The organism is Streptomyces caelestis, assembly GCF_014205255.1.
Lineage (GTDB): Bacteria > Actinomycetota > Actinomycetes > Streptomycetales > Streptomycetaceae > Streptomyces > Streptomyces caelestis.
In genome coordinates this window covers 8,530,353-8,551,038 of the sequence record NZ_JACHNE010000001.1, presented here as the reverse complement: position 1 = coordinate 8,551,038, position 20,686 = coordinate 8,530,353, and the positions used below count along the sequence as shown (strand labels likewise).

General features: G+C 71.8%; 21 protein-coding genes and 1 pseudogene. 10 read left to right on the top strand and 12 right to left on the bottom strand.

Annotated elements, in window-relative coordinates; translation table 11 throughout:
- The first annotated feature begins 4 nt into the window (after nucleotides 1–4).
- The gene (locus tag HDA41_RS38665) at nucleotides 5–1,069 is read left to right on the top strand and encodes an acyl-CoA dehydrogenase family protein (RefSeq protein ID WP_184992463.1); all 1,065 of its coding nucleotides are present in this window, start codon (nucleotides 5–7) and stop codon (nucleotides 1,067–1,069) included.
- On the opposite strand, the gene HDA41_RS38660 is transcribed toward HDA41_RS38665, so the two are convergent.
- The 5 genes from HDA41_RS38660 to HDA41_RS38645 all read right to left on the bottom strand — a co-directional run bounded on the left by HDA41_RS38660 (nucleotide 1,066) and on the right by HDA41_RS38645 (nucleotide 4,753).
- Nucleotides 1,066–2,268, bottom strand: a complete 1,203-nt coding sequence (locus HDA41_RS38660) for a serine hydrolase domain-containing protein (protein ID WP_184992461.1) — start codon at nucleotides 2,266–2,268, stop codon at nucleotides 1,066–1,068. The genes HDA41_RS38665 and HDA41_RS38660 overlap by 4 nt on opposite strands.
- A 105-nt stretch (nucleotides 2,269–2,373) precedes the next feature.
- Nucleotides 2,374–3,534: an LLM class flavin-dependent oxidoreductase gene (locus tag HDA41_RS38655; RefSeq protein WP_184992459.1), complete on the bottom strand. Its 1,161-nt coding sequence runs from the start codon at nucleotides 3,532–3,534 to the stop codon at nucleotides 2,374–2,376.
- 50 nt (nucleotides 3,535–3,584) lie between these two features.
- Nucleotides 3,585–4,139, bottom strand: a complete 555-nt coding sequence (ssuE, locus tag HDA41_RS38650; RefSeq protein WP_184992457.1) for an NADPH-dependent FMN reductase — start codon at nucleotides 4,137–4,139, stop codon at nucleotides 3,585–3,587.
- 191 nt (nucleotides 4,140–4,330) lie between these two features.
- Complete coding sequence (locus tag HDA41_RS42925) at nucleotides 4,331–4,408, bottom strand: putative leader peptide (RefSeq protein WP_351405193.1); 78 nt, start codon at nucleotides 4,406–4,408, stop codon at nucleotides 4,331–4,333.
- A gap of 180 nt (nucleotides 4,409–4,588) precedes the next feature.
- Entirely contained in the window at nucleotides 4,589–4,753 is a 165-nt protein-coding gene (locus HDA41_RS38645) for a DUF8839 family protein (RefSeq protein ID WP_494409576.1), read from the bottom strand.
- Between the two features lie 238 nt (nucleotides 4,754–4,991).
- On the opposite strand from HDA41_RS38645, the gene HDA41_RS38640 reads away from it, so the two are divergent.
- Nucleotides 4,992–5,432, top strand: a complete 441-nt coding sequence (locus tag HDA41_RS38640; RefSeq protein ID WP_184992453.1) for an SPW repeat protein — start codon at nucleotides 4,992–4,994, stop codon at nucleotides 5,430–5,432.
- A gap of 234 nt (nucleotides 5,433–5,666) precedes the next feature.
- Here HDA41_RS38640 and HDA41_RS38635 read toward each other — a convergent pair whose 3' ends face one another.
- Together HDA41_RS38635 and HDA41_RS38630 are read right to left on the bottom strand one after the other, a co-directional pair.
- Nucleotides 5,667–6,590: an NAD-dependent epimerase/dehydratase family protein gene (locus tag HDA41_RS38635; protein ID WP_184994094.1), complete on the bottom strand. Its 924-nt coding sequence runs from the start codon at nucleotides 6,588–6,590 to the stop codon at nucleotides 5,667–5,669.
- An 82-nt stretch (nucleotides 6,591–6,672) separates the two neighbouring features.
- A complete protein-coding gene (locus HDA41_RS38630; RefSeq protein ID WP_184994092.1) occupies nucleotides 6,673–7,449 on the bottom strand; it encodes a GNAT family N-acetyltransferase in 777 nt (258 codons plus the stop codon).
- Between the two features lie 124 nt (nucleotides 7,450–7,573).
- On the opposite strand from HDA41_RS38630, the gene HDA41_RS38625 reads away from it, so the two are divergent.
- The 3 genes and pseudogenes from HDA41_RS38625 (at nucleotide 7,574) to HDA41_RS38615 (ending at nucleotide 9,660) form a co-directional block, all read left to right on the top strand.
- A complete protein-coding gene (locus tag HDA41_RS38625; protein ID WP_184992451.1) occupies nucleotides 7,574–8,059 on the top strand; it encodes a nucleoside deaminase in 486 nt (161 codons plus the stop codon).
- A gap of 426 nt (nucleotides 8,060–8,485) precedes the next feature.
- Nucleotides 8,486–8,905 (top strand): annotated as a pseudogene (locus HDA41_RS42920) (aminotransferase class I/II-fold pyridoxal phosphate-dependent enzyme); the annotation flags it as partial.
- Nucleotides 8,902–9,660: a class I SAM-dependent methyltransferase gene (locus HDA41_RS38615; RefSeq protein ID WP_184992449.1), complete on the top strand. Its 759-nt coding sequence runs from the start codon at nucleotides 8,902–8,904 to the stop codon at nucleotides 9,658–9,660. The pseudogene HDA41_RS42920 and the gene HDA41_RS38615, both read left to right, overlap by 4 nt.
- A 324-nt stretch (nucleotides 9,661–9,984) precedes the next feature.
- Here the strand turns inward: HDA41_RS38615 and HDA41_RS38610 are convergent, their stop codons facing one another.
- On the bottom strand, nucleotides 9,985–10,644 hold the full coding sequence (locus HDA41_RS38610) for a chaplin (RefSeq protein ID WP_184992447.1): 660 nt from the start codon (nucleotides 10,642–10,644) through the stop codon (nucleotides 9,985–9,987).
- A gap of 274 nt (nucleotides 10,645–10,918) precedes the next feature.
- Here HDA41_RS38610 and HDA41_RS38605 point away from each other — a divergent pair, with 274 nt between their 5' ends.
- Both HDA41_RS38605 and HDA41_RS38600 read left to right on the top strand, forming a co-directional pair.
- Nucleotides 10,919–12,490, top strand: coding sequence for an alpha/beta hydrolase (locus HDA41_RS38605; RefSeq protein ID WP_184992446.1), 1,572 nt, complete (start codon nucleotides 10,919–10,921; stop codon nucleotides 12,488–12,490).
- 40 nt (nucleotides 12,491–12,530) lie between these two features.
- The gene (locus HDA41_RS38600) at nucleotides 12,531–13,103 is read left to right on the top strand and encodes a hypothetical protein (RefSeq protein ID WP_184992444.1); all 573 of its coding nucleotides are present in this window, start codon (nucleotides 12,531–12,533) and stop codon (nucleotides 13,101–13,103) included.
- 208 nt (nucleotides 13,104–13,311) lie between these two features.
- Here the strand turns inward: HDA41_RS38600 and HDA41_RS38595 are convergent, their stop codons facing one another.
- Nucleotides 13,312–13,668 carry a hypothetical protein gene (locus tag HDA41_RS38595; RefSeq protein WP_184992442.1) on the bottom strand — a complete coding sequence of 119 codons (357 nt, stop codon included), beginning with the start codon at nucleotides 13,666–13,668 and terminating at the stop codon, nucleotides 13,312–13,314.
- A 121-nt stretch (nucleotides 13,669–13,789) separates the two neighbouring features.
- Between HDA41_RS38595 and HDA41_RS38590 the strand changes: the two genes are divergently transcribed.
- Both HDA41_RS38590 and HDA41_RS38585 read left to right on the top strand, forming a co-directional pair.
- Nucleotides 13,790–14,884 carry a baeRF3 domain-containing protein gene (locus HDA41_RS38590; RefSeq protein ID WP_184992440.1) on the top strand — a complete coding sequence of 365 codons (1,095 nt, stop codon included), beginning with the start codon at nucleotides 13,790–13,792 and terminating at the stop codon, nucleotides 14,882–14,884.
- A 271-nt stretch (nucleotides 14,885–15,155) separates the two neighbouring features.
- Nucleotides 15,156–16,562 (top strand): PP2C family protein-serine/threonine phosphatase, encoded by a 1,407-nt coding sequence (locus HDA41_RS38585; protein WP_184992438.1) that lies wholly within the window; start codon nucleotides 15,156–15,158, stop codon nucleotides 16,560–16,562.
- A gap of 5 nt (nucleotides 16,563–16,567) precedes the next feature.
- Here the strand turns inward: HDA41_RS38585 and HDA41_RS38580 are convergent, their stop codons facing one another.
- Nucleotides 16,568–18,061, bottom strand: coding sequence for a DNA-binding protein NsdB (locus HDA41_RS38580; protein WP_184992436.1), 1,494 nt, complete (start codon nucleotides 18,059–18,061; stop codon nucleotides 16,568–16,570).
- Nucleotides 18,062–18,295: 234 nt separating this feature from the next.
- Between HDA41_RS38580 and HDA41_RS38575 the strand changes: the two genes are divergently transcribed.
- Nucleotides 18,296–19,435: an aminoglycoside phosphotransferase family protein gene (locus tag HDA41_RS38575; RefSeq protein WP_184992434.1), complete on the top strand. Its 1,140-nt coding sequence runs from the start codon at nucleotides 18,296–18,298 to the stop codon at nucleotides 19,433–19,435.
- Between the two features lie 72 nt (nucleotides 19,436–19,507).
- Here HDA41_RS38575 and HDA41_RS38570 read toward each other — a convergent pair whose 3' ends face one another.
- Together HDA41_RS38570 and HDA41_RS38565 are read right to left on the bottom strand one after the other, a co-directional pair.
- Complete coding sequence (locus HDA41_RS38570) at nucleotides 19,508–20,005, bottom strand: hypothetical protein (RefSeq protein WP_184992432.1); 498 nt, start codon at nucleotides 20,003–20,005, stop codon at nucleotides 19,508–19,510.
- A 58-nt stretch (nucleotides 20,006–20,063) separates the two neighbouring features.
- Nucleotides 20,064–20,663 (bottom strand): CGNR zinc finger domain-containing protein, encoded by a 600-nt coding sequence (locus tag HDA41_RS38565; protein WP_184992430.1) that lies wholly within the window; start codon nucleotides 20,661–20,663, stop codon nucleotides 20,064–20,066.
- Nucleotides 20,664–20,686 lie beyond the last annotated feature (23 nt).

Genomic DNA, 20,686 nt, shown 5'->3' with positions numbered 1-20,686 from the left:
TCCCATGAGCACCACATCCCCCGCCTCCCCGCCCCATCCCCTCGTCACCCGCGCACGGCGACTGGCACACGATCTCCTCGTCCCGCACGCCGAGCGCGTCGACCAGGAGGGGATGCCGGCGAGCCACATCGAGGCGGTGAGGCGGTCGGGGCTGCTCGGGCTGGGCGCGCCGAAGGAGTACGGCGGGGCGGACGCGCCCGTCGCCGTGGCGCGGGACGTCGCGGAGATCCTGTCCGGTGCGTGCTGCTCCACATGGTTCGTGCAGACACAGCACCACACCCCGGTGAAGCTGCTCGCCACATACGACTCGCCGGTCCGGGAGAAGCTGCTGCGCCCGCTGGCGACCGGCGAGTCGCTGGCCGGCATCGCGTTCGCGCACGTCCGCGCCTTCCCCCGCGTGCCCGTGCGGGCCGTGCCCGAGCGGGGCGGCTGGCGCTTCGACGGCACGGTGCCCTGGTACACGGGCTGGGGTCTGAACGACGTGATGCTGCTGGCGGGTGTGACGGACGCGGCCGAGGTGGTGTTCGTCGTCGCCGAGGCCCGCGAACAGCCAGGGATGCGTGCGTCGGCCCCGATGCGGCTCGCGGCCCTCACCGCCGCCCGTACGGTCTCCCTGGGGCTGGACGGCCTGTGGGTGCCGGAGGACGCCGTCGTCCTGCGCACCCCGCAGGAGCGGTTCGCCCTGGTCGATCTGCCCAGAGCCGCCAACACCAGTCCGGCCGTGTTCGGGGTGGCGGGCGCGGCGCTGGACCTGGTGGCGGACGCCCCGGACGGCCAGGAGCCGGCCCGGTCGCTGCGGGCCCGGCTCGACGAGGTCCGACGGGAGGCCTACGCCCTGGCCGACCATCCCGTCCCGCACGAACGCGTCCCGGAACGGCTGGCCTTGAAGGTACGGGCGTACGACGTGCTGCGGGCGGCCACGACCGCGGCGATCGTGGCCGGGGGCGGCCGCTCCATGGCCCTGGACAGCCGGGCGCAGCGCCTCGCACGCGAGGGGATGTTCCTGCTGGTGCAGGGCCAGACGGCCGAAGCACGCCGGACGCACCTCGGCACGCTGGCGTCCGGTTAGCCGAGCTGCGGCAGCGCCGACGGTTTGTCCGTGCGGGACGGGACCTTGCCGCAGAACTCCGCTTCGATCACGTTGACGTAGAGCGACGGGTCGGGAAGCCAGTCACCGTTGATATTGAACGTCAGCTGGTGCTTCCCATCCTGTGTGCCGACCATCGCGGACAGGGAGCCGTTCGTACGGCCGCTCTTGCCCACGACCTTCACGCCGCAGGACAGCTGCGCGAACTCGACTCCGAGCCCGTACCCGAGCCCACCCCCCGCCGGGACCTCGTCGAGCATCTCCTTCATCTGCTTCGGGGGGAGCAACTCACCCTCGAGCAGGGCCCGTTGGAAGCGGTTGAGATCGCCGCTGGTGGAGATGACGTCGCCGGCCGCGCCCAGCCAGGTCATGTTCTGTTCGGTGGCGTCATGGATCGGGGCGTCCGGGGCGTCCTGGTGCAGCCGGGAGTAGCCGACGGGGTGGGGTTTCGGCATGTGGGGTGAGGTGCCGGGGAACGACGTGCCGCGCAGCTTCAGCGGCCGGATGACACGGCGGGTGATCTCCTGCGCGTACGAGCGGCCCGTCGCCTTCTCGACGACCATCCCGGCGATGACGAAGTTGGTGTTCGAGTACACCGGCGTCGTCTCCGGGTCGGGCAGCGGCGGGTACTTCAGGGCGATCGCCACGAGGTCCTCGGGCCTGTGCGTGTCGTACCGGTGCTCCGGAAAGCCGGGACCGGCGGCGTCGTGGACGAACGCGGGGTCGTCGGTGTGGTTGGCGATGCCGCTGGTGTGGTTGAGGAGCTGCCGCACAGTGATCTTGTCGCCGTCGTAGCCGTTGCCCTGCACCAGGCCCGGCAGCCATCGCTCGACCGTGTCGTCCAGGCTCAGTCTGCCTTCGGCCTCCAGCTGGAGCAGGACGGTCGCGACGAACGTCTTGGTGACGCTGGCCCCGCGGAAGTGGTCGCCGGGGGAACGCTCGCGGCCCGTGCCGGTGTCGGCGTGACCGACCGCCGCGAACCAACTCCCCTTGCCGTCAAGGCCCTTGGCGGCCACTCCGGGCAGTCCGCCCTTGTCGACCAGATCACGCAGTGCGGTGCGGGTCGCCTCGTGGTCGCGCTGCGACTGTGCCGCGTGTGCGGACGGGGCGAGTGCCGCCGTTCCGGCGGCTAACGCCACGGCCAGGCCGAATGAGACGGTGCGTGAAGCCCGCTGCTTCATGGGTGTGCGCCTCCCGTTCACCGAGGGGCACGGCTTGCCCCTCGGTGTGGATGACGCCCAACGCTGGGTTACGGGTTGATCGTTGGGGCCGGGGCCGAGGTCGTCCTAGCTCGCGAACGGCGAGAGCACGGCGGGTCCGGCCGGCGTCGTGGGTGCGGCGCCCTTGTTCGCGGGGTGCTGCCACAGGCCCTGTGCGGCGAGGCGCGGCAGCACGCCCTCGCCGAACCAGTACGCCTCCTCCAGGTGGGGGTAGCCGGAGAGGATGAACTCCTCGATACCGAGGGCGTGGTACTCCTTGATCCGCTCGGCGACCTCGTCGTGGCTGCCGACCAGGGCGGTGCCCGCGCCACCGCGCACCAGGCCGATGCCGGCCCACAGGTTGGGGTGGATCTCCAGGTGGTCGCGCCGGCCGCCGTGCAGGGCGAGCATGCGCCGCTGGCCCTCGGACTCGCTGCGGGCGAGCCCGGCCTGCACCGACGCCACGGCCTGCGGGTCGAATCCGTCCAGCAGCCGGTCCGCCTCGGCCCAGGCCTGCTCGGCGGTGTCGCGGGTGATGACGTGCAGCCGGATGCCGAAGCGGAGGGTACGGCCCTCGGCGGCGGCCGGCGAGCGGATCCGGTCGAGCTTCTCGGCGACCTGGGCGGGCGGCTCGCCCCATGTGAGGTAGACGTCGGCGTGCCGGGCGGCGATCTCGGCGGCGATGGGCGAGGAGCCGCCGAAGTACACCTGGGGAACGGGATCGGGCAGGCGGGCGAGCGTCGCGTCCTGCACCCGGAGGTGCTCACCGTTCAGGTCGACGGTCCCGCCCTGCCACAACTCCCTTACCACGGTCAGGAATTCGCCGGTCCGGCGGTACCGGCTGTCCTTGTCGAGGAAGTCGCCGAAGGCACGCTGTTCCTGGTTCTCGCCACCGGTGACGACGTTGAGCAGCAACCGTCCGCCGGTCTGCCGCTGGAAGGTGGAGGCCATCTGCGCGGCGAGGGTGGGCGAGATCAGCCCGGGCCGGAAGGCGACGAGGAACTTCAGGCGTTCGGTGTGCTGGCTGACCATCGCGGTGGTGAGCCACGCGTCCTCGCACCAGGCGCCGGTGGGTGTGAGGGCCCCGGCGAAGCCCACCTCCTCGGCGGCGCGGGCGATCTGGCTCAGGTAGGCGACCGTCGGCGGCCGGTCCCGGCCGGACACGGTGGCCGGGGTGCCGTGGCCGCCGCCGACGACATGGCGGCTGTCGCCGTTGGTGGGCAGGAACCAGTGGAAGGTGAGGGACACGGGGATCTCCGATCGGTGTGGAACGTCCGTCGGCGCGACGGCTGGTGGGGTCAGCCCGCCACGGCCAGCAGCGGGGTGCGGCCGAGCGCGGCGGAGAACTGGTCGACCACCTGGGTGAGTGCCTCGGCGGCGGCCGGCGCGACGGTCAGGGACCCGTCGTCGTGCGCGATGAGGTCCTGGTCGAGGGTGAACCAGCCCTGCACTATGTGGGCCGCGCCCATGGCGGTGAGCACCGGGCGCAGGGCGTAGTCGATGGCCAGGACATGGGCGATGCTGCCGCCGGTGGCGAGCGGCAGCACGGTCTTGCCGGTGAGCGCGTACTGCGGGAGCAGGTCCAGCAGCGCCTTGAGGACACCGGAGTAGGACGCCTTGTAGACGGGGGTGCCGACGACGACGCCGTCGGCGCGTGCGAACAGGTCGGTGGCCTCGACGATCGTGGGGTGCCGGAAGTCCGCGCCGAGCAGGGCCTCGGCGGGGATGGTGCGGACGTCGAGCGGGATCACGTCATGGCCCTGTGCGGCCAGCCGCTCGTCCAGGTGGCGCAGCAGTCGGCTGGTGCGGGAGGAGGCGGAGGGGCTGCCGGAGACGGACAGGACGGTGGCCATGGGGTCTCTTTCCGGGAGAGGGCGCGACTGCGCAGGGCAGCGCCGAAATTCGGGGACGCCGCGTTCAACGGGCGTGACTGAGCGCCGAATTCAGGCGTGAGGGAAATGCACCGCGTAGGACGTGCCGTCGGCGCGACGGTGTTCGGCCGACGGCGAATACGGCGGTGGGGAGAAGCGGCGAGCCGGGAGACTCAGGCTGCGGCGCGACAGGAAGCGCTGGAGACGCGTGCGAGGTCGACGTGGCGTCGCCGCGTGAGGTCCAGTCGCATGGTCATGCCATGGATCGTGGCAGCGGGAGAGGAGGACCGTCAAGGAAAACGCGGCTCATCTCGCATCCCGGACCATGGATTTCGGGACCTTGGACTTCAGAACCCCGGAATTCAGTCGTCAAGAGCCTTCAGCCGTTCAAGGTCCTTCAGCCGTCATGGCCCTTGGGCCGTCGAGGCCTTTCAGTCGTCGTCCGACGGAACCACCACGAGGAAGGCGTCCGACTCCAGGTCCATCACGACGGTGGCCGGCTCGCCCTCGGCACGGCGGCGTGCCGCGTACTCCTCCGCCGGCCATGATCCGCGCGGAGATCCCGCCGGGAACCGCTCCAACACCTTCGCGTCGATGGCCGCAGACACGTCCGCTGCCCTCCCTTGTCCCGCGCCGCCTCCCGACGACGTCGATCGGTCACTGTCGTACCCATCCGGTTGCCCCCGATCCCCCCGGACATGTACCACCCGGTAGAAGTTCATATCTCTACCAACCTCTACACATAAAGGAAAAATAAGAGCAGAATGAACTCACGCGGCGCTTACCGCACACCCCACCGGACGCGGTCGCCCTGCAAGACGAAGGAGACGAGTCATGGCCAACGTCTCGCCCACCAGAGGTGACATCACCAGCCACCCTGATGCCTCCGAGATGCGGGATCGGTACGCCCGCGTGCTCGGTGGCCGCGATGTGGCGCTCGTGGACGGACCGGTGTTCCTGCTCGGTCTGTACTGCGCGGCCTCTCCGTGGATAGTCCACTACACGACCAGCCAGCCGCCGCTCGTGACACACAACCTGATCATGGGCATCGCGATCGGCCTGCTGGCGCTCGGGTTCACTCGCGCTCCGGAGCGTATGTACGGCCTGAGCTGGGCCATGTGCGCACTCGGGGTGTGGATGATCATCTCGCCGTGGGTCGTCGGCGAAAGCCCGGACGCCGGCGTCGTGTGGAACAACATCATCATCGGTGCACTGGCCGTGATTCTGGGTCTGGTGTGCGCCGGCACGGCGGCGAAGGCCTCCACGAGGCCGTAGACCCATCGCCCCAGCCCCACCGGAAGGAAACCGAAGGCCGGTCCGCACCGCGGACCGGCCCCTTCATACCCCCCACCGGAGTGTCCCCGGCGGTCAGGGGGCACACGTCCGGATCGGCCTCGCCGCGCTCGGCGTCGCCGCGCTCGACCGCTCGAAGGCACGCCGCTGACCGCGTAGGACGGCAACGGCGTGACCGCGTAGGACAGCAACGGCGCAACGGCAGTGATCCCGGCATCACAGGCCCGCCGACCGCATGGCGGCGAGCCCCTCACGGCTGGACGGGTACAGCGGCGTCCAGCCCAGCTCGCGTTCCGCCTGGGCGCAGGACACCACCAGCCGCGACGACATCACCGTGTGCATGTACGACATGGGCTTCACCAGCCACAGCGGCACGGTCATGGGCTTCGGCAGTCCGAACACCCCGGCCACGATCTCCACGTGGGCGCGGAGGCCGAGCGGGGTGCGGTCGGCGATGTTGTACGCCTGCCCGGATCGGCCGCGTTCCACGGCGGCGACCACCGCGCGGGCCGCGTCGGTGAGCTCCACCCACGGCAGCACCCGGCCGCGGTCGGCGGGCACGGGCAGTTGCCGCCTGCGCAGCATGGGCAGCAGGGCGTCGGTGCCGCCCGGGCCGTAGAACAGGCCGAAGCGGAGCGCGACGCCCTCCAGCGCCTCGGACTCGAAGGCGAGCCGCTCCTTGGTCCGCATGGCAGCGATGTGCCGCTCCAGCTGCGGGGTTCTGCCGCGCGGACCGAAGGGATCCTCCTCGGTGACCGGACGGTCGCCGTGGTCCCCGTAGCCGTAGCCGAAGACCATCGACTCCACGACGAAGCGGCGGGCACCGGTGACGCGGGCGGCTTCGACGAGGTGGGCCGTGCCCTCGGTGCGCAGCGCGTCGGTGGCGAACATGTCGCGGTCGCGCATGGGGGGTTTGCGCAGGGCGGTCGCGGCGTGGATCACGGTGTCGAAGTGGTGCCCGTCGACGGCGCGCATCAGCGCGTCGCGGTCCATGAGGTCGGCGCGGATGCCGTTGCCCGCGCTCCGGCCGAGTCCGGTGACCTTGTGGCCCGCCTCGGTCAGAGCGCGGGTGACATGCCGGCCGAGGACGCCGCTCGCGCCGGCGAGGAGGATGCTCTGGTTCTTCTGGATCGTCGTCATGACCATGCGACGGATCGGACAGGTGTGGATGTGACATGCGGACGGGCCTGGATATGGCGTCCGGGCGGTGACGGCCGGCCGGCTACGGCGTGTACACGTACGGCGTCGTCGTGGTCAGCGGGGTGAAGCCCAGACGTTCCAGGATGGGGCGGCTCTCGCTGGAGGCGTCGACCTGGAGGTAGCGGTAGCCGCGTGCCGCGGCGGCTCGGGCGCGGTGGGCCACCAGGGTGCGGTAGATGCCGCGGCCGCGCCAGCTCTCGACGGTGCCGCCGCCCCACAGACCGGCGAACCGCGTGCCGGGCACGAGTTCCATGCGGGCCGCGCTCACCGGCTCGCGCCCCGCCATCGCCACGACGGCGACGACGGTGTCCGGGTCGGCGGAGAGCCGGGCGAGAAGCTGGTCGCGCAGCCAGGAGCTGTCCGCGCCGAACGCCTTCTCGTGGACGTCGGCCACGAGGTCGACGCCGGCCGGGTCGGTGACCGGCTCCACGCGGACGCCCCGCGGTGGTTCGGCGTCGAGAGCAAGCTCGCCGATCTCGCCGATCATCAGCGTCTCCGCGGGCTCGGGCGTGAACCCGGCCGCGCGCAGCCGCTGCCCGAGGTCCGCCGGCCGGTCGTGGCCGTACAGCTTCCACTCGAAGTCGAGGCCGAGCCCGGTGTAGTGGGCGATCTGCTCGGCGATCGCCGCGTCCGCCGCCGCCTCGTCGAGGGCGGACCACAGGACGCCGTTCCAGCCCGGCGCGGCGGCGACCTGGCGCACCACCTCACCGGTCCGCTCGACGCGGGCGCCGGGGCCGTCCGGCCACGCCCCCTCGCGCAGCTCGCGGTCGAACAGAGCGAGCAGCGCGGTGTGATCCATAGGAGCCATGGGCACACCCCAGCATGCGCCGGGTGGCCCGGCAACGCCTTTTCCGGTGCGGCCGTAGTTCCCGGCGGCCGTACAGTCCTGTTGATCACGTCGTCACCTGGAAGGGCCCGGCACCATGGTCGTGAAGGACACGGAACTGCCGTACCTGCGCCGCTGCGTGGAGCTCGCCGCCGAGGCGCTCGCGGCTGGGGACGAGCCGTTCGGTTCGGTCCTGGTCGGCGGGGACGGCACGGTCCTCGGCGAGGACCACAACCGGGTGGCCTCGGGCGATCGCACGCGGCACCCCGAGTTCGAGCTGGCGCGCTGGTCGGCGGCTCGTCTCACACCCGAGGAGCGGGCGGCGGCCACGGTCTACACCTCCGGCGAGCACTGCCCGATGTGTGCCGCCGCGCACGCCTGGGTCGGCCTGGGACGCATCGTCTACGTCGCCTCCTCTGAACAACTCGCCTCTTGGCTGAGCGAGTTGGGGGTCCCCGCGCCGCCGGTGCGGACACTCCCCGTTCACGAGGTCGCACCGGGTGTAGTCGTGGAGGGCCCGGTGCCGGAACTCACGGAACAGGTGAGGGAGTTGCACGTGCGGTTCCATCGGGGACGCACCTGAGACACCCGGGCGGCCCCGGTCCGTCGGACAGCTCCCTCCCCCTGCGCCTCGTGGGGCCGGCCGCCCGAGATGCAGGGCCACGCGAGCGAACGTATGATCGAATTCAACAGACCAGGCCTACGCCCCGGTCTCCCCGACGGGGGGAGGCGCATGTCCTTGCTGTCAGCACGCCGGCTGATGGCCGCCCACATCACCCTCGTCACCGTCGCCGCAATCGTGTACATGACCGTCCCGGCGGGGGCTCCCGCCCCGTGGGCCGCCACCGGGCTCGCCGGCGTCGTCGCCGTGGCGACCGGCATTCGTGTCCACCGGCCCGCTCAGCAGTGGCACTATCCGCGGGGCTTCCTCATCGACGTGCTGAAGATCGACAAATCGTTCATCGGCGACATCACACGCGACGCCCAGCAGGTCGCCCTGGTCGAGGACATCGCGTTCCTGGCGCTGCCGCCGGAGCCCAAGAACCGCCTCAAGACCGCCGCCGCCCCCTATCTCCACTCGGGGCCGTCCCCGACGGCGTCGCCGGCCACCGCGCCGGCCGGGCTGGACGTCAACGAGCGGCGGGGCGAGGCCATCCGAGCCGACCTCTACCGCAAGACGGTCCGGCTGCCCATCGTGGAGGTTCCGCTCACGAACCCCGCGGACCTGGACGCGGTCGCCGCGTACCTGTGGGAGGAGGGCATCTACGTGACGCTCGCGGCCTGTCCGCTCGTGCCCCGCGACCGGATGGGCTTCCGCGTGCAGCTCTCGGCGCTCAACTCCGACGACGACATCGACGGCCTGAACCGGGCCCTGACCCGGCTGTCCGAGCGTTTCCCGCTGCGGCTGAAAGGGGCTGGACGGCCATGACGACGCACAACGACGACGTGGACTGGGACCGCTGGCCGGTCGCCGACTACCTCCGGGAGAACTACCGCGAGGTGCATCCCTCGGACGCGGCCGTCATCGCGCACCACAGCGCGTTCTACCGCCGCTTCCGTCCCGGTGCCATCGCCCGCTCGGTGGAGTTCGGGGCGGGTCCCAACCTCTACCCGCTGATCCTCGCGTCCGGCGCGAGCCGCAGGATCGACGCCGTGGAGGCGGGCGCGAGCAACGTCACCTACCTCCAGGACCAGATCTGTCACCGCCTCGACGCGAGCTGGCTCCCCTTCCACGCGCTGTGCCGACGGTTCAACCCGGACGTGCCGGCGACCCTGGCCGCGGCGCTGGCGCATGTGAACGTCGTCCACGCCGACGTCCGGACCCTGCCCCCCGGCTCGTACGAACTCGCCTCCATGCACTTCGTCGCCGAGGGTGCCACGGAGGACTTCGCCGAGTTCACCGACTTCTGCCGCACCTTCGTCCGCACGGTCGAGCCGGGCGGCCACCTGGTCGCCGCGTTCATGGAGAACATGCCGACGCACCGCATCGGCCCGGCCTCCCGCTGGCCCGGCTGCCCGGTCAGCCCCGCGACCGTGGCCGAGGTCTTCACCCCCCTGACCCGCGACCTGGACGTGACCCACATCGACTCGGACCCGACCCTGCCGGACTACGGCGATTCCGGGATGGTGCTGATGACGGGGGTGGCGGAGGCGGTCCGAGGGCACCGGTCCGGCCATCACTGACGGTCACCCGGTCGATCGTTCAGGGGTCGCGGGCGACGGTGGCTGCGGGCCGGGTGGGCGGCGTTTTCGCCGGTCGGGGTGGTCAGCGCCCCCGGTGCCCTCGCGGACGCTGAGGGGTCGTCGGCGACGCCCTCGTTCGATCCCGGGCGGCCGCCTGATCCGCTCACCCCACGGCCATGGCCGACGGCGCCCGCTGGGACACGAAGGCTCCGCTGCGTCAGCCGCGGCATGCCGTCTCCGTCGGGGCCGCCAGGGCTCCGCCTTCGGCACCCGGGCGGCAGGACCTCGGCGGCGATGCCCTCCGTAACCCCGCAGGCCGTCCGTTCAGTCGTCCGCCCCCGAGCGGAACCGCCGGCGCAGGACGACTCCCCCGAGCACCAGTGCCGCGCTCGCCGCGGCGGCCTGGAGGGTGTGGTCCGTGCCCGTGTGGGCCAAGGCGCCGGTGGCGCGGGGGACGGTGTGCGGGGCCGGTTCGGGGGCGGGGTGAGGCCGGGGTGGTGTGGACGGCCTCGGGGCCGGCTCGGGTGGGCGGTGGGTGCGGACCGGGCGGTCGCCCGGGGTGTTCGAGGACTCGTTGCCGGTCGACGCGTTGCCGATGCCGACCACGTTCACGGAGTTGCCGGTGACGTTGACCGGCAGGTCGACGGGCAGTTGCACGCCGTTGCCGGAGACCACGCCCGGTGAATCCTTTCCGCTGCCTTCCGCGACCGCACCGCCGGGTTTGCCGGGCCGGCCGGCCCGCCCGTCGTCCTTGTTCGCGCAGCTGTTGCCCGCGGCGGGATTGAGGAGCCCCACCACGTTCACCGTGTTCCCGCACACGTTCACCGCGACGTGCACCGGCACCTGGACGGTGTTGCCGGAGACCACCCCGGGCGAACCGGCCGCCGAGCCGTCCGCCCCGGAACCGGCGTACGCGGGGACGGTCAGAGCCATCGCGCCAGAAGCGGCGGCGGCGATCACACCGTTTCGGGTAACCCGTTTCATAGGTTCCCTGCCTTCCAGACATCGTCGCGGGCACTCACCCGCATGAGGTGCAACGCGGACGGCCGATCCGAGTTATGGCTTATCGGCCTTTCACTCCATCGAGCGGCCCGGTTGTCGAACTAGCGGTAAAGCCCTTCGTATGCGCGACGCGGCCGCGCAGGGTAGGGCACTCCGTCCCCGCCCGCTCGTACGGAGGCGCGGCTTCCGGTGCCCGCTTATGGTGAGCGAGGGCGCCGGTCCCCGGTCCGCTGCGGCGCGCCCCCTGGAGGCATCGATGCTGGCCAAGCTGTCCACGCGCCCCTCGATGAGGCGCTGCGCGGTCCCCTGCGTGGCCGGGCTGGCCCTGCTGGGTGCGGGGCTGCCGGCCACGGACGGCCCCGGGCCCGGCCTGGCGCGCTTCTACGACCAGAAGGTCACGTGGTCGGCGTGCGAGGGCGAGGACATGCCGAAGGACCTCCAGTGCGGCAAGGTCACCGTTCCCCTCGACTACGCCGAACCCGGGAAAGGGACCCTCGATCTCGCCCTGGCCCGCTACCGGTCCACGGGGAAGTCCCGGGGCTCACTGCTGCTGAACTTCGGCGGACCGGGCGGTCAGGGCGTGGGCCAGCTCGCCATGGCCGGCAAGGACTTCATGGGCCTGACGAACGGCTACGACGTGGTCGGCTTCGACCCCCGGGGTGTCGGCCGCTCCTCGCCGGTCAGCTGCGGCAACGCCTCGGACGACCCACTGGACGCGACGGACGGCAACACGGGCGTGGCCGATCCGCAGGCGGTGCTCGAAGAGCTGCGCGACGCGGCGGCCGAGTGCACCGAGCACTCGGGCCCCGTCCTGCCCCACATCGGCACGGTGAACGCCGCCCGCGACCTGGACGTCATGCGCGACGCGCTCGGCGACGGCAAGCTCAACTACCTGGGCTTCTCCTACGGAAGCCGGCTGGGCGCGGTGTACGCGGCCCAGTTCCCCGACAAGGTCGGCAGGATGGTGCTGGACGGCGTCGACACGCTCACCGAGCCGCTGTCCGAGCAGGGTGTGGTCACCGCACGGGGTCAGCAGACCGCGCTGGAGAACTTCCTCGCCTGGTGCACGGAGGACATCGCCTGCCCGTTCGGGCAGAATCCGAGGGAGGCCAGGGAGCACGTCGTCCAGGTGGTCGAGTCGCTCGACCGGGACCCGGTGCCGACCGACTTCGGCGAGGCGTTCTCCGGCCAGGACTTCGCGGGTGCCCTCACGCAGGGGCTGTACAGCAGGGAGCTGTGGCCCTCGCTCCAGCGGGCCGTCGCGCAGCTGCTCGAGGACGGCGACACCAGCCGCCTGGAGGCCTTCGCATCCGGGGGTGTCGGCCGCCCGCCGTGGCGGGCGGCCCACGGCGGGCTCGTCGATCCACAGGACGTGCCCCTGGACAACCTGCAGGCGGCGCTGATGGCGGTCAACTGCGCGGACGATCCCGACCGCCCCGCAGCCGAGCAGGTGCGCAGGGACCTCGGCCGGCTGCGCGCACGGTACGAGCGGGCGTCGCCGGTCTTCGGCCGGTACCGGCTGACCCAGGTGCTGATGTGCTATGGCCGCCCCAAGGGCACCGACTTCATCCGTGACGAGGTCAAGGACCTCGACGCCCCGAAGATGCTGCTCGTCGGCACCCGGGGCGACCCTGCCACGCCGTACCGCTGGACGGTGGAGACGGCCGAGCGGCTCGGGTCGTCGGCGGTGGTGCTCGACAACCGGGGTGAGGGCCACACCGGCTACGGCTCCTCCAAGTGCGTGCACCGCAAGGTCGACGCGTTCCTGCTGTACGGCACGCTCCCACCGGACGGCAGTTCCTGCGGCTCCGACCACGACACCGAGTGAGCCGGTGCGGCCATGGACGCCTCGGTCAGCCGAGTGAGCGGTGACGTGGCTGTGGAAGAACCGGGTGCTGCTGCCGGGGGTGTCGGTGCCGGCCCGGCAGGTGTCGGAGGCCCGTACGGCGGCCGAGCGCCGGCTGTACGAGGCGGTGGCCCGTGCCGCGCACCGGGCCGATCCCGCGCCCGCGCCGGCGCTGGCCCAGCTGCTCGCGGTGCCGGATCGCAAGCGGGTCTCGGAGCTGGAGCGGCTGCGCACGCCGCCGGTGAAGTCGACGGGCACGGCGATGGTCCGCGCGATGGAGCGAGTGGAGGAGATCTCCGCGTTCGCGCTCGGGCGGGTAAATCTGTCCTGGGTGCCGGTGAACCGGCTGTCCACGCTGGCCCGGCACGGGCAGCTGAGCAAGGCGCAGTACGGCGGTGGCCGGTGCGGTCGCGACGGTGGAGGCCCTGGTGCCGGAGGACGACGGGTCGGCCGAGGCGGCGATGCGCGGTCGTCCGGGCCGCGGCAGGCCGTCGTCTCGGTCATCGCGTCCAGGGTCGCTGCCTCGACACTCACGTCGCGGCCGAAGGAGACCCAGCCGATGATGCCGCACATATGCGTACCCTCCCGCAAATAAGCTGTAGCATCCATCTACATTTCGAGCGTGCGACGAACACCGACATCAGTCCATTCGCTCGCAACAAGAGCACGCCCGGCCACCCCTTACTTTCGGCTTGCCTTTGCACGCGCAATATCCGGGGATCCACTCCATGACAGGGCGACACCCGTCGGAAATCGGCCAGCGGCAAAAACTTCCCCAACTTCCAGTACGGTGCACCCATCCCTCACCTGCGCGAGCGCCGCCGAAGCGCCTCGGCGGCCTGCTCCGCGTCCGCGACGGAGACGGCCAGACGCGTGAACGGCACGGGTCGCCACAGATCCACGACCACGACGGGAACACCCGTCCGCACCGCGACGAAGTCCCGGCCGAGAGGATGGAGCCGCTCCCCCACGCACCACCGGCCGGGACGGCAGCGCCCGCCCAGCGGCATGCCGCGCAGACTCCGCCACCAGTCACCCTCGACACGCACGGCCCGCACATCGGCCAGCGGCACCCGCACCTCGCGGCGCCGGGCAGACAGCCCTTCCCGCAGCGCGAGCCGGACCACGACGTCCTCGCCGTCCACCACCAGGCGCGCCATCGACAGCCACCTCCTCTTCCGGCTCTCCCAGCCTGCACCCGCGAAGGCGGCCACGAGCACTCGAACCGGCGGACCGGCTGCCCCAAATGCCCCAATGGTGAATCGGCTCTATCGTTCTGTCATGGAGCACGTTCTGAGTCCCGCGACCCTTGCCGAGCTGCGGCGCCCGCGCCCCTACCCCGCGGTCTCCGTGCTGACGCCGACCCACCGGCGCGATCCCTACAACCCCCAGGACCAGGTCCGGCTGCGCACTTCGGTGGCTGAGGCGAAGCGGCAACTGGAGGCCGATCCGGCGGTCGGCCGCGAACGGCGGGCCGACGTCGCCCGGCACCTCGACCAGGCCCTGTCCGAGGTCGATCTGACGCACGCCGAGGACGGCCTGGTGATCTTCGCCGCTGCCGGCGAGCACCAGGTGTGGTCACTCGCCCGATCCGTGCCCGAACGCGTGGTGCTCTCGGACACCTTCCTCACCCGCAACCTCGTCTCCGCCCAGACGGCGGAGCGGCCGTTCTGGCTGCTGTCGCTCTCCGCCGACCGCGCCACCCTGTGGAACGGCGGCGTCGCCCGCGTCGTCGAGGAACGCGCCGGAGGCTTCCCGTTGACCCGCCGCGTGGAGAACTTCGATCCGGAGCGGCAGCATCGGGTCGGCGACCCGCCGAGCGCCTTCCGGGAGGAGCGCACCCGTCAGTTCCTGCGCGAGGCCGACACCGCGATGAGCACCGTCCTGCGCGAGCACCCGCGGCCGCTGTACGTCACCGGCCCGCCGGCCGCCCTCGCCCTGCTGGACGAGGTCGGCAGCGCCGCCGAGGGGGCGGTGCACGTCCCGCACGGCGGCCTCGCGCACGGGACTCCCGAGTCCGTGTGGCAGGCCATTCGGCCGGTGATCGAGACGGAGGCCCGCAGAAACACGGACGCCGTGACCCGCACCCTCGAAACGGCCCGCGGACGAAGGGAGTTCGCCGCGGGTGTCGACGAGCTCTGGCAGAGCGCCAGGGACGGCCGTGTGCGGCTGCTGGCCGTCGAGGAGAACTACCGCGTGACGGTCCGCGACGCCGGGGACCATGTGATCCTCGCCGAGAGCGACGATCTCGAGTCCCGGGAGGACATCGTGGACGAGATCGTCGAGCAGTGCCTGGAGACCGGAGCCGACGTCCGCTTCGTACCCGACGGCGCACTCGGCGAGGCGGACGGCATCGCAGGGGTCCTGCGGTACTGAATCCCTCGAACACAGGGTCGTCGAACACTCGCGGCAGTCGAATGCCGCCGTGTCTGCGGATCGTCAAAACCCCTGTGTAACCTACGAGTTGGACCTCCGGAGGACCTGCTCCACACCTACCTCGGAGTAACTCCGGGAGACTGTGGCATATGCCGGAAGCACCACCGTATCGTGTGTTGCCGAATCCCTTACAGGGCGTGGCGGGCTGTGCAACAGTCGTCATGGTCCCTCCGTCCGCCTTGGTCGAACCGTCCCCGCATCGGAGTGCGTCATGCCGTCCCACCTCTCCGCGGACCGCCCAGCCGCCCAGCCGCCCGGACGCGGCTCGGTCGACGCGCTGATTTCGCAGACGCGGCGGCTCAAGGGCGACGTGGACGCCGTGCGGCGCGACGCCGAGGAGGAAGGATCGGACCACATCCAAGGACGCTGGCAGCGCGCCCTGTGCGACCTGGCCCTGCACCAGCTCAACGATCTCGACGAGCACCTGGCCCAGCTACGGGACGGGCCCCTGCCCACGGCGGTCCCGGAACCCACCGCGCCCGCACCGGGCTCACTGCTCAGCCGGGTCGGCAGCGCCGAGTGGAACCTACTGACGGACGAGGCCAGTTGGTCCGGGGAGTTCTACCGGATCCTGGGCCGCGACCCCGCCGCTCCCCCGCTCACCCTCGACGAGCTGCCGTCCCTGGTGCTCGACGAGGACCGGCCGAAACTGACGGCGATGGTCACCAACTGCCTCGTCGACGCCCGGCCCATCGACGGCGAGTTCCGCATCGCACGCCGGGACGGCGACGTACGGACCGTGCACCTGATGGGCGAACCGGTGCTCGATACCGACGGAAGCACCGCCTCGATGTGGGCCGTGCTGCGGGACGTCAGCGAACTGCGCCGCAGCCAGCGGGTGGTGAGCGAGACCCGTGACTCGCTCACCGACGGGCGGCAGGACGCGCAGACCGAGCACCGGCTCGCGGTCGCATTGCAGGAGGCCGTACTGCCGCCGTGGCGCGGTTCTCTGCGGCTCCCGCACCAGGGGCCCAGGACCCTCGACCTCGCGGCCCAGTACCTGCCGGCGTCCATGAACACGCTGCTCGGCGGCGACTGGTACGACGCGCTCGAACTGACCGACGGTGACACACTTCTCAGCGTCGGCGACCTCACCGGACACGGCGTCGGCGTCACGTCGAACATGACGATGCTGCTCGGTGCCGTACGCGGCATGGCGATGGCCGGAGCCCCGCCCGGACAGCTGATGGCCTGGCTGAACCAGTTACTCGACGCCACCGTGCAACCCGCCCTCGGCAGCGCCCTCTGCTGCCGCTACCGCCCCGCGACCCGCACTCTGGTGTGGGCGCAGGCCGGACACCCCGCCCCGCTGCTGTTCCGCGACGGGGCGGGGCGGGTGCTCGACGCACCGGACGGCGTCCTGCTCGGGGCCACCCCGGGCGCCGCCTACGGGCAGGCCGAAGAGGCCCTGGAGGCGGGCGATCTACTGCTCCTGCACACCGACGGGCTGGTCCCCGGGCACACCGGAACGGCGGCCGCGAACCTCCTTCTCGACCTGGCGCCGCGGCTGACCGGGACCTCCACCGCACAGGACTGCGTACGGACGGTGGTCCAGGAGTTCGGCGAGAGCGAGCGCGCGGACCACGCCTGCGTGCTCGTCGCCAAGGTCACGGCATAGGAAACTCAGGCCTGTGCGTGGTTGCCGCCCCTGCCCTTCGTCTTCGGCAGGGCGAGCTTGATCTCCTCCCGCAGCTCCTGGATCTTCGGGTACCCGGAGTACTGGGCGGTGAGCCGGTACATCTGGCGCAGCCGGTCCCAGGTGCGGTGGGAGGAGTTGGAGCCCATCGACACCAGGGCCAGTCGCGCGTACCGGTCCGCCTGTTCGGGGTCGTCCGCGATGAAGCACGCAGAGGCCATCGACAGATAGTCGAAGATCTTCGACCGCTGCCGGCCGTCGGCCCGCAGGGCGAGGGCCCTGTCCGCGTAGTACTGCGCGTGCACGGCCGCGTCCGGCTCGAACTCCGCCAGCGTGCGGTAGGACAAGGCCTGCATGCCGTACAGGTCGGCCTCGTCGAACAGCTGCATCCAGCTCGGCGCCGGGACGTCGCCCTTGTCGGAGACGAAGAGGTCCTCCGCCTGCCCCAGAGTGCGTCGCATCGCCTGGCCCTTGCCCATGGAGGCCTGCGCCCAGGCCTCGATGGTGCACAGCATGGCCTTGGTGCGCGGCAGCACCTCCTCGCCGGAGCCGGACTGGGCCAGCTTCATCAGGTCCAGGGCGTCGTCCGGCCGGCCCAGGTGCACCATCTGGCGGGCCGCCCGGGAGAGCGCCTCGCCGGCCCGGGGCCGGTCGCCGCCCTCTCTCGCCGCGTGGGCGGCGATGACGAAGTACTTCTGGGCCGTGGGTTCGAGGCCGACGTCGTGGGACATCCAGCCCGCGAGGACGGCGAGATTGGCGGCGACGCCCCACAGGCGCCGTTGCAGATGGGGCGGGTGACGGTAGGCGAGCATGCCGCCCACCTCGTTGAGCTGGCCCACCACGGCCTTGCGCTGGAGCCCGCCGCCGCGGGACGCGTCCCAGGCGCGGAACACCTCGACCGAGCGCTCCAGTTCCTCGACCTCCTGCGCCCCGATGGGGGCGGCCTCGTAGCGGTCGAACCCAGCGGGGTCGGCGTGCAGGGGATGGTCGAAGTCGGGGGCGTCGGCAGCCAGGGCAGGGTCGGTGTGCAGCCAGTCGTACATGGCGCTGCTGAGTGCGGATCCCGCGGCGAGCGCGGCGCCCGCGCCCACCAAGCCGCGTCGGTTGAGCATGAGGTCCATTCCCGTGAATTCGGTGAGGACCGCGGCGGTCCGCTCGGGCGCCCACGGCACTCCGTCGGGAGACTCCGCACTCCCGCCGCCCTGCCGTTTCCCCGCACGCCCGTGCCGGACCAGACCGAGGTCCTCGATGGTCACGACACGGCCGAGACGCTCGGTGAACAGAGCCGCCAGCACCCGCGGCACCGGATCGCGCGGGATCTCTCCCATGTCGATCCAACGCCGTACCCGGGAGGTGTCGGTCGCCAGCTGGGGATGGCCCATGGCCGCCGCCTGCCGGTTGACCAGCCTCGCGAGTTCGCCCTTGGACCAGCCGGCCAGGCCGAACAGGTCCGCGAGCCGGGTGTTGGGTTGTCCGCTCACGTCAAGCCCCCAGGTTCTCGGCTGAGTTGACAGTAGCCCGGGGAGACTTGCCGGGCGACTATTCGCCAGGGTTCGCCAGGGTGCGCCAGATGGTGTGCCACTGGTCATCGGGTGTCAGGTAGGAACGCGCCACCCCGACCCGGTCGCCGCAGGGACATTCCCCAGGGTGCTCCCGGGAGCCCGGGCCGGGTGGTGCGCTGTCGTCGCAGGCACACGAAGGGATCTGTTTCGCCCATGTACGCAGCATCGTCCTCCGTGTCCGCACCGCCCCGGTCGCTGCACCCCCGTCCCACGGACAGCGGCCCCTACCTCGCCCCCGCGCGGCCGGCGGCCCCCGTGCTCGGTGCGGGCAGGGCACGGCGCGGCGCGGTACTCGGCACCCAACCGCTCAGCGGGAGACTCGACTTGTCCGGCCCCCAGGGCGCGCAGCTGCGCACGGTGATCGCGTCGGTGCACCGCATCTGCCCGGAGTTCGCCCCGGTGCAGGTCCTGCGCCTGGGCGGGCGGTCCGTGCTTCTGGTCGGTACGACCGGTCGCAGCTCAGCCGTCGCCAAGTGTTTACTGGACCACTCCCCCGCCTGGTCCGAGCGGATCCGCCACGAGATAGCGGCGTACCGCTCGTTCGTCCGGCACCGCCCTCCGGTGCGGGTGCCGAGACTGATCGCGGCGGATCCGGACAACTGCACACTGGTGATCGAGCGCATGCCGGGGCGGGTGGCGGCGCTCCAGCGGCACCCGGCCGAGGCACCGCCGCGGGCGGACATCAGGGCGGCACTCGGCGCGATCTGCCGGCTGAACGCCTGGCGGCCGCCGGCGGGCACGTTCGACGCCCCGCTGGACTACGCGGCCCGGATCTCGCGATACCACGAGCTGGGCCTGCTCACCGACCGGGACCTGGGTGATCTCCAGAAGCTGCTGCACGGCATCGCGCAGACGGCCGGGCGGCAGGGCATGGGCCAGTTCTGCCACGGCGACGCACTGCTGTCGAACATCCTCCTGTCACCGGCCGGTCCAGTGCTGGTGGACTGGGAGCACGCGGGCTGGTACCTGCCGGGGTACGACCTGGCGACGCTGTGGTCGGTGCTCGGGGACGCACCGGTCGCGCGTCGGCAGATCAGCCAGATCGCCCAGTCGGCGGGCCCGGCGTCCAGGGATGCCTTCCTGGTGAACCTGATGCTGGTGCTGACCCGGGAGATCCGTACGTACGAGACGGCCGTGCAGCGTTCGATGCATGACGCGACCCCGGCGGCACCGGGTACGGCCCACCCTGGTGCTGCGCCGTCCGGCGAGGAGCAGCGGCTGCTGCTGCGGCGGCTGCACGACGACTGCCAGATGGCCCGGCGGGCCGTGCGCGCGGCGGTCGGCACTCGTTGACGGGGACGAAGAGGCCGCTGTGTGCCTGGGCAGGCGCACAGCGGCCCTTTCGTGTGCGGGCTGCCGCCGGGTTCAGTCCTGCTGGAAGAGCTCCGCGGGCAGTGGCTTGAGGAGGGCGTACAGGTCGTCCGTGATGGGGCGGTCCCAGGCGGCGATGGTCACCAGGACGTTGTCGCTGCGGTCGAACTGCACGCAGGAGATGCGGCTCTCGGAGAGCTTGACGCGGCGCACGATCAGGAGGTTGTCGCCCTGCATCACCGGCACGTCCTCGGTGCCGACGACGGTGACCTCCTCGTCGTTCTCCAGTGCCAGCAGCAGCTGCGCCACCTCGAAGGGGACCTGGCCTTCGGGGACCTCGCGGGCCGGGGAGCCCTCCGGCAGGTTGCCGATGATCATGGCGGGGCCGCGACCGCCGAAGAGGTCGTAACGCAGGAAGACGCCCTGGCAGGTGCCGTCGGGGGCGGGCAGCAGTCCCGCACCGAGGTTGCCGGGCCAGTCGCCCGGGTCCATGGCCAGTACGTCGAAGTCGGGCCCGGCGGGCGTGGCGCTGCGGCGGCGGAGGAACGACATGCCGCCATGGTACGTGGCCCGGCCTGCGAAGTGTCGCGAGGGCGGTACCCGATCGGACCTACACCGTCGTCCGGTGCCGTTGGTGGTGGCGGGCCACCCGGGCGCGGTTGCCGCAGGACGGTTTGCACCATTCCTGGCGCGGGTGGTCCTTGAGGAAGTACCGCACGCAGCGGGGCGCGTGGCAGGCCCGCAGCCGGTCACGGTCGGGGCTCGCGAGGAACGCGATCACGGCGTGCGCGAGGGCGGACGCCAGGTCGTCCCCGCCGCGCACGGGCTGCTGACGGACGTCGGGTCCGGCACCCTCGGGCCAGTCCAGGACAGGCACGGTGGGGGTGCGGGCGGCGGCCTCGTTGAGGCGCCGCACGGCCTCGGGTACGGGCAGGAGCCGGGCCGCGTCGGCGGGGCTCGGCTCGCCGGGGCGCACGGCGCGGGCGAAGAGCGCGCGGACGGCGGCCCGCAGGTCCCGGACGGCAGCGAGCTGCGCGGCGCCGGCGGTGAAACGGCCGGCGTCCGGCAGAATCTCGGGGTGTACCCGGACCCACGCGGTCAGACCTGCCGGTTCGGTCAGGTCGTCGGCGACGCCGCCGTTGCCGTCGTGCCGGACGGTGAGGGCCAGGTCCAGGGCGAGCCGGGCGTCCCTGCTGATCGGTTCCCGCATGGGCCTAATGATAGGCCTGCCGG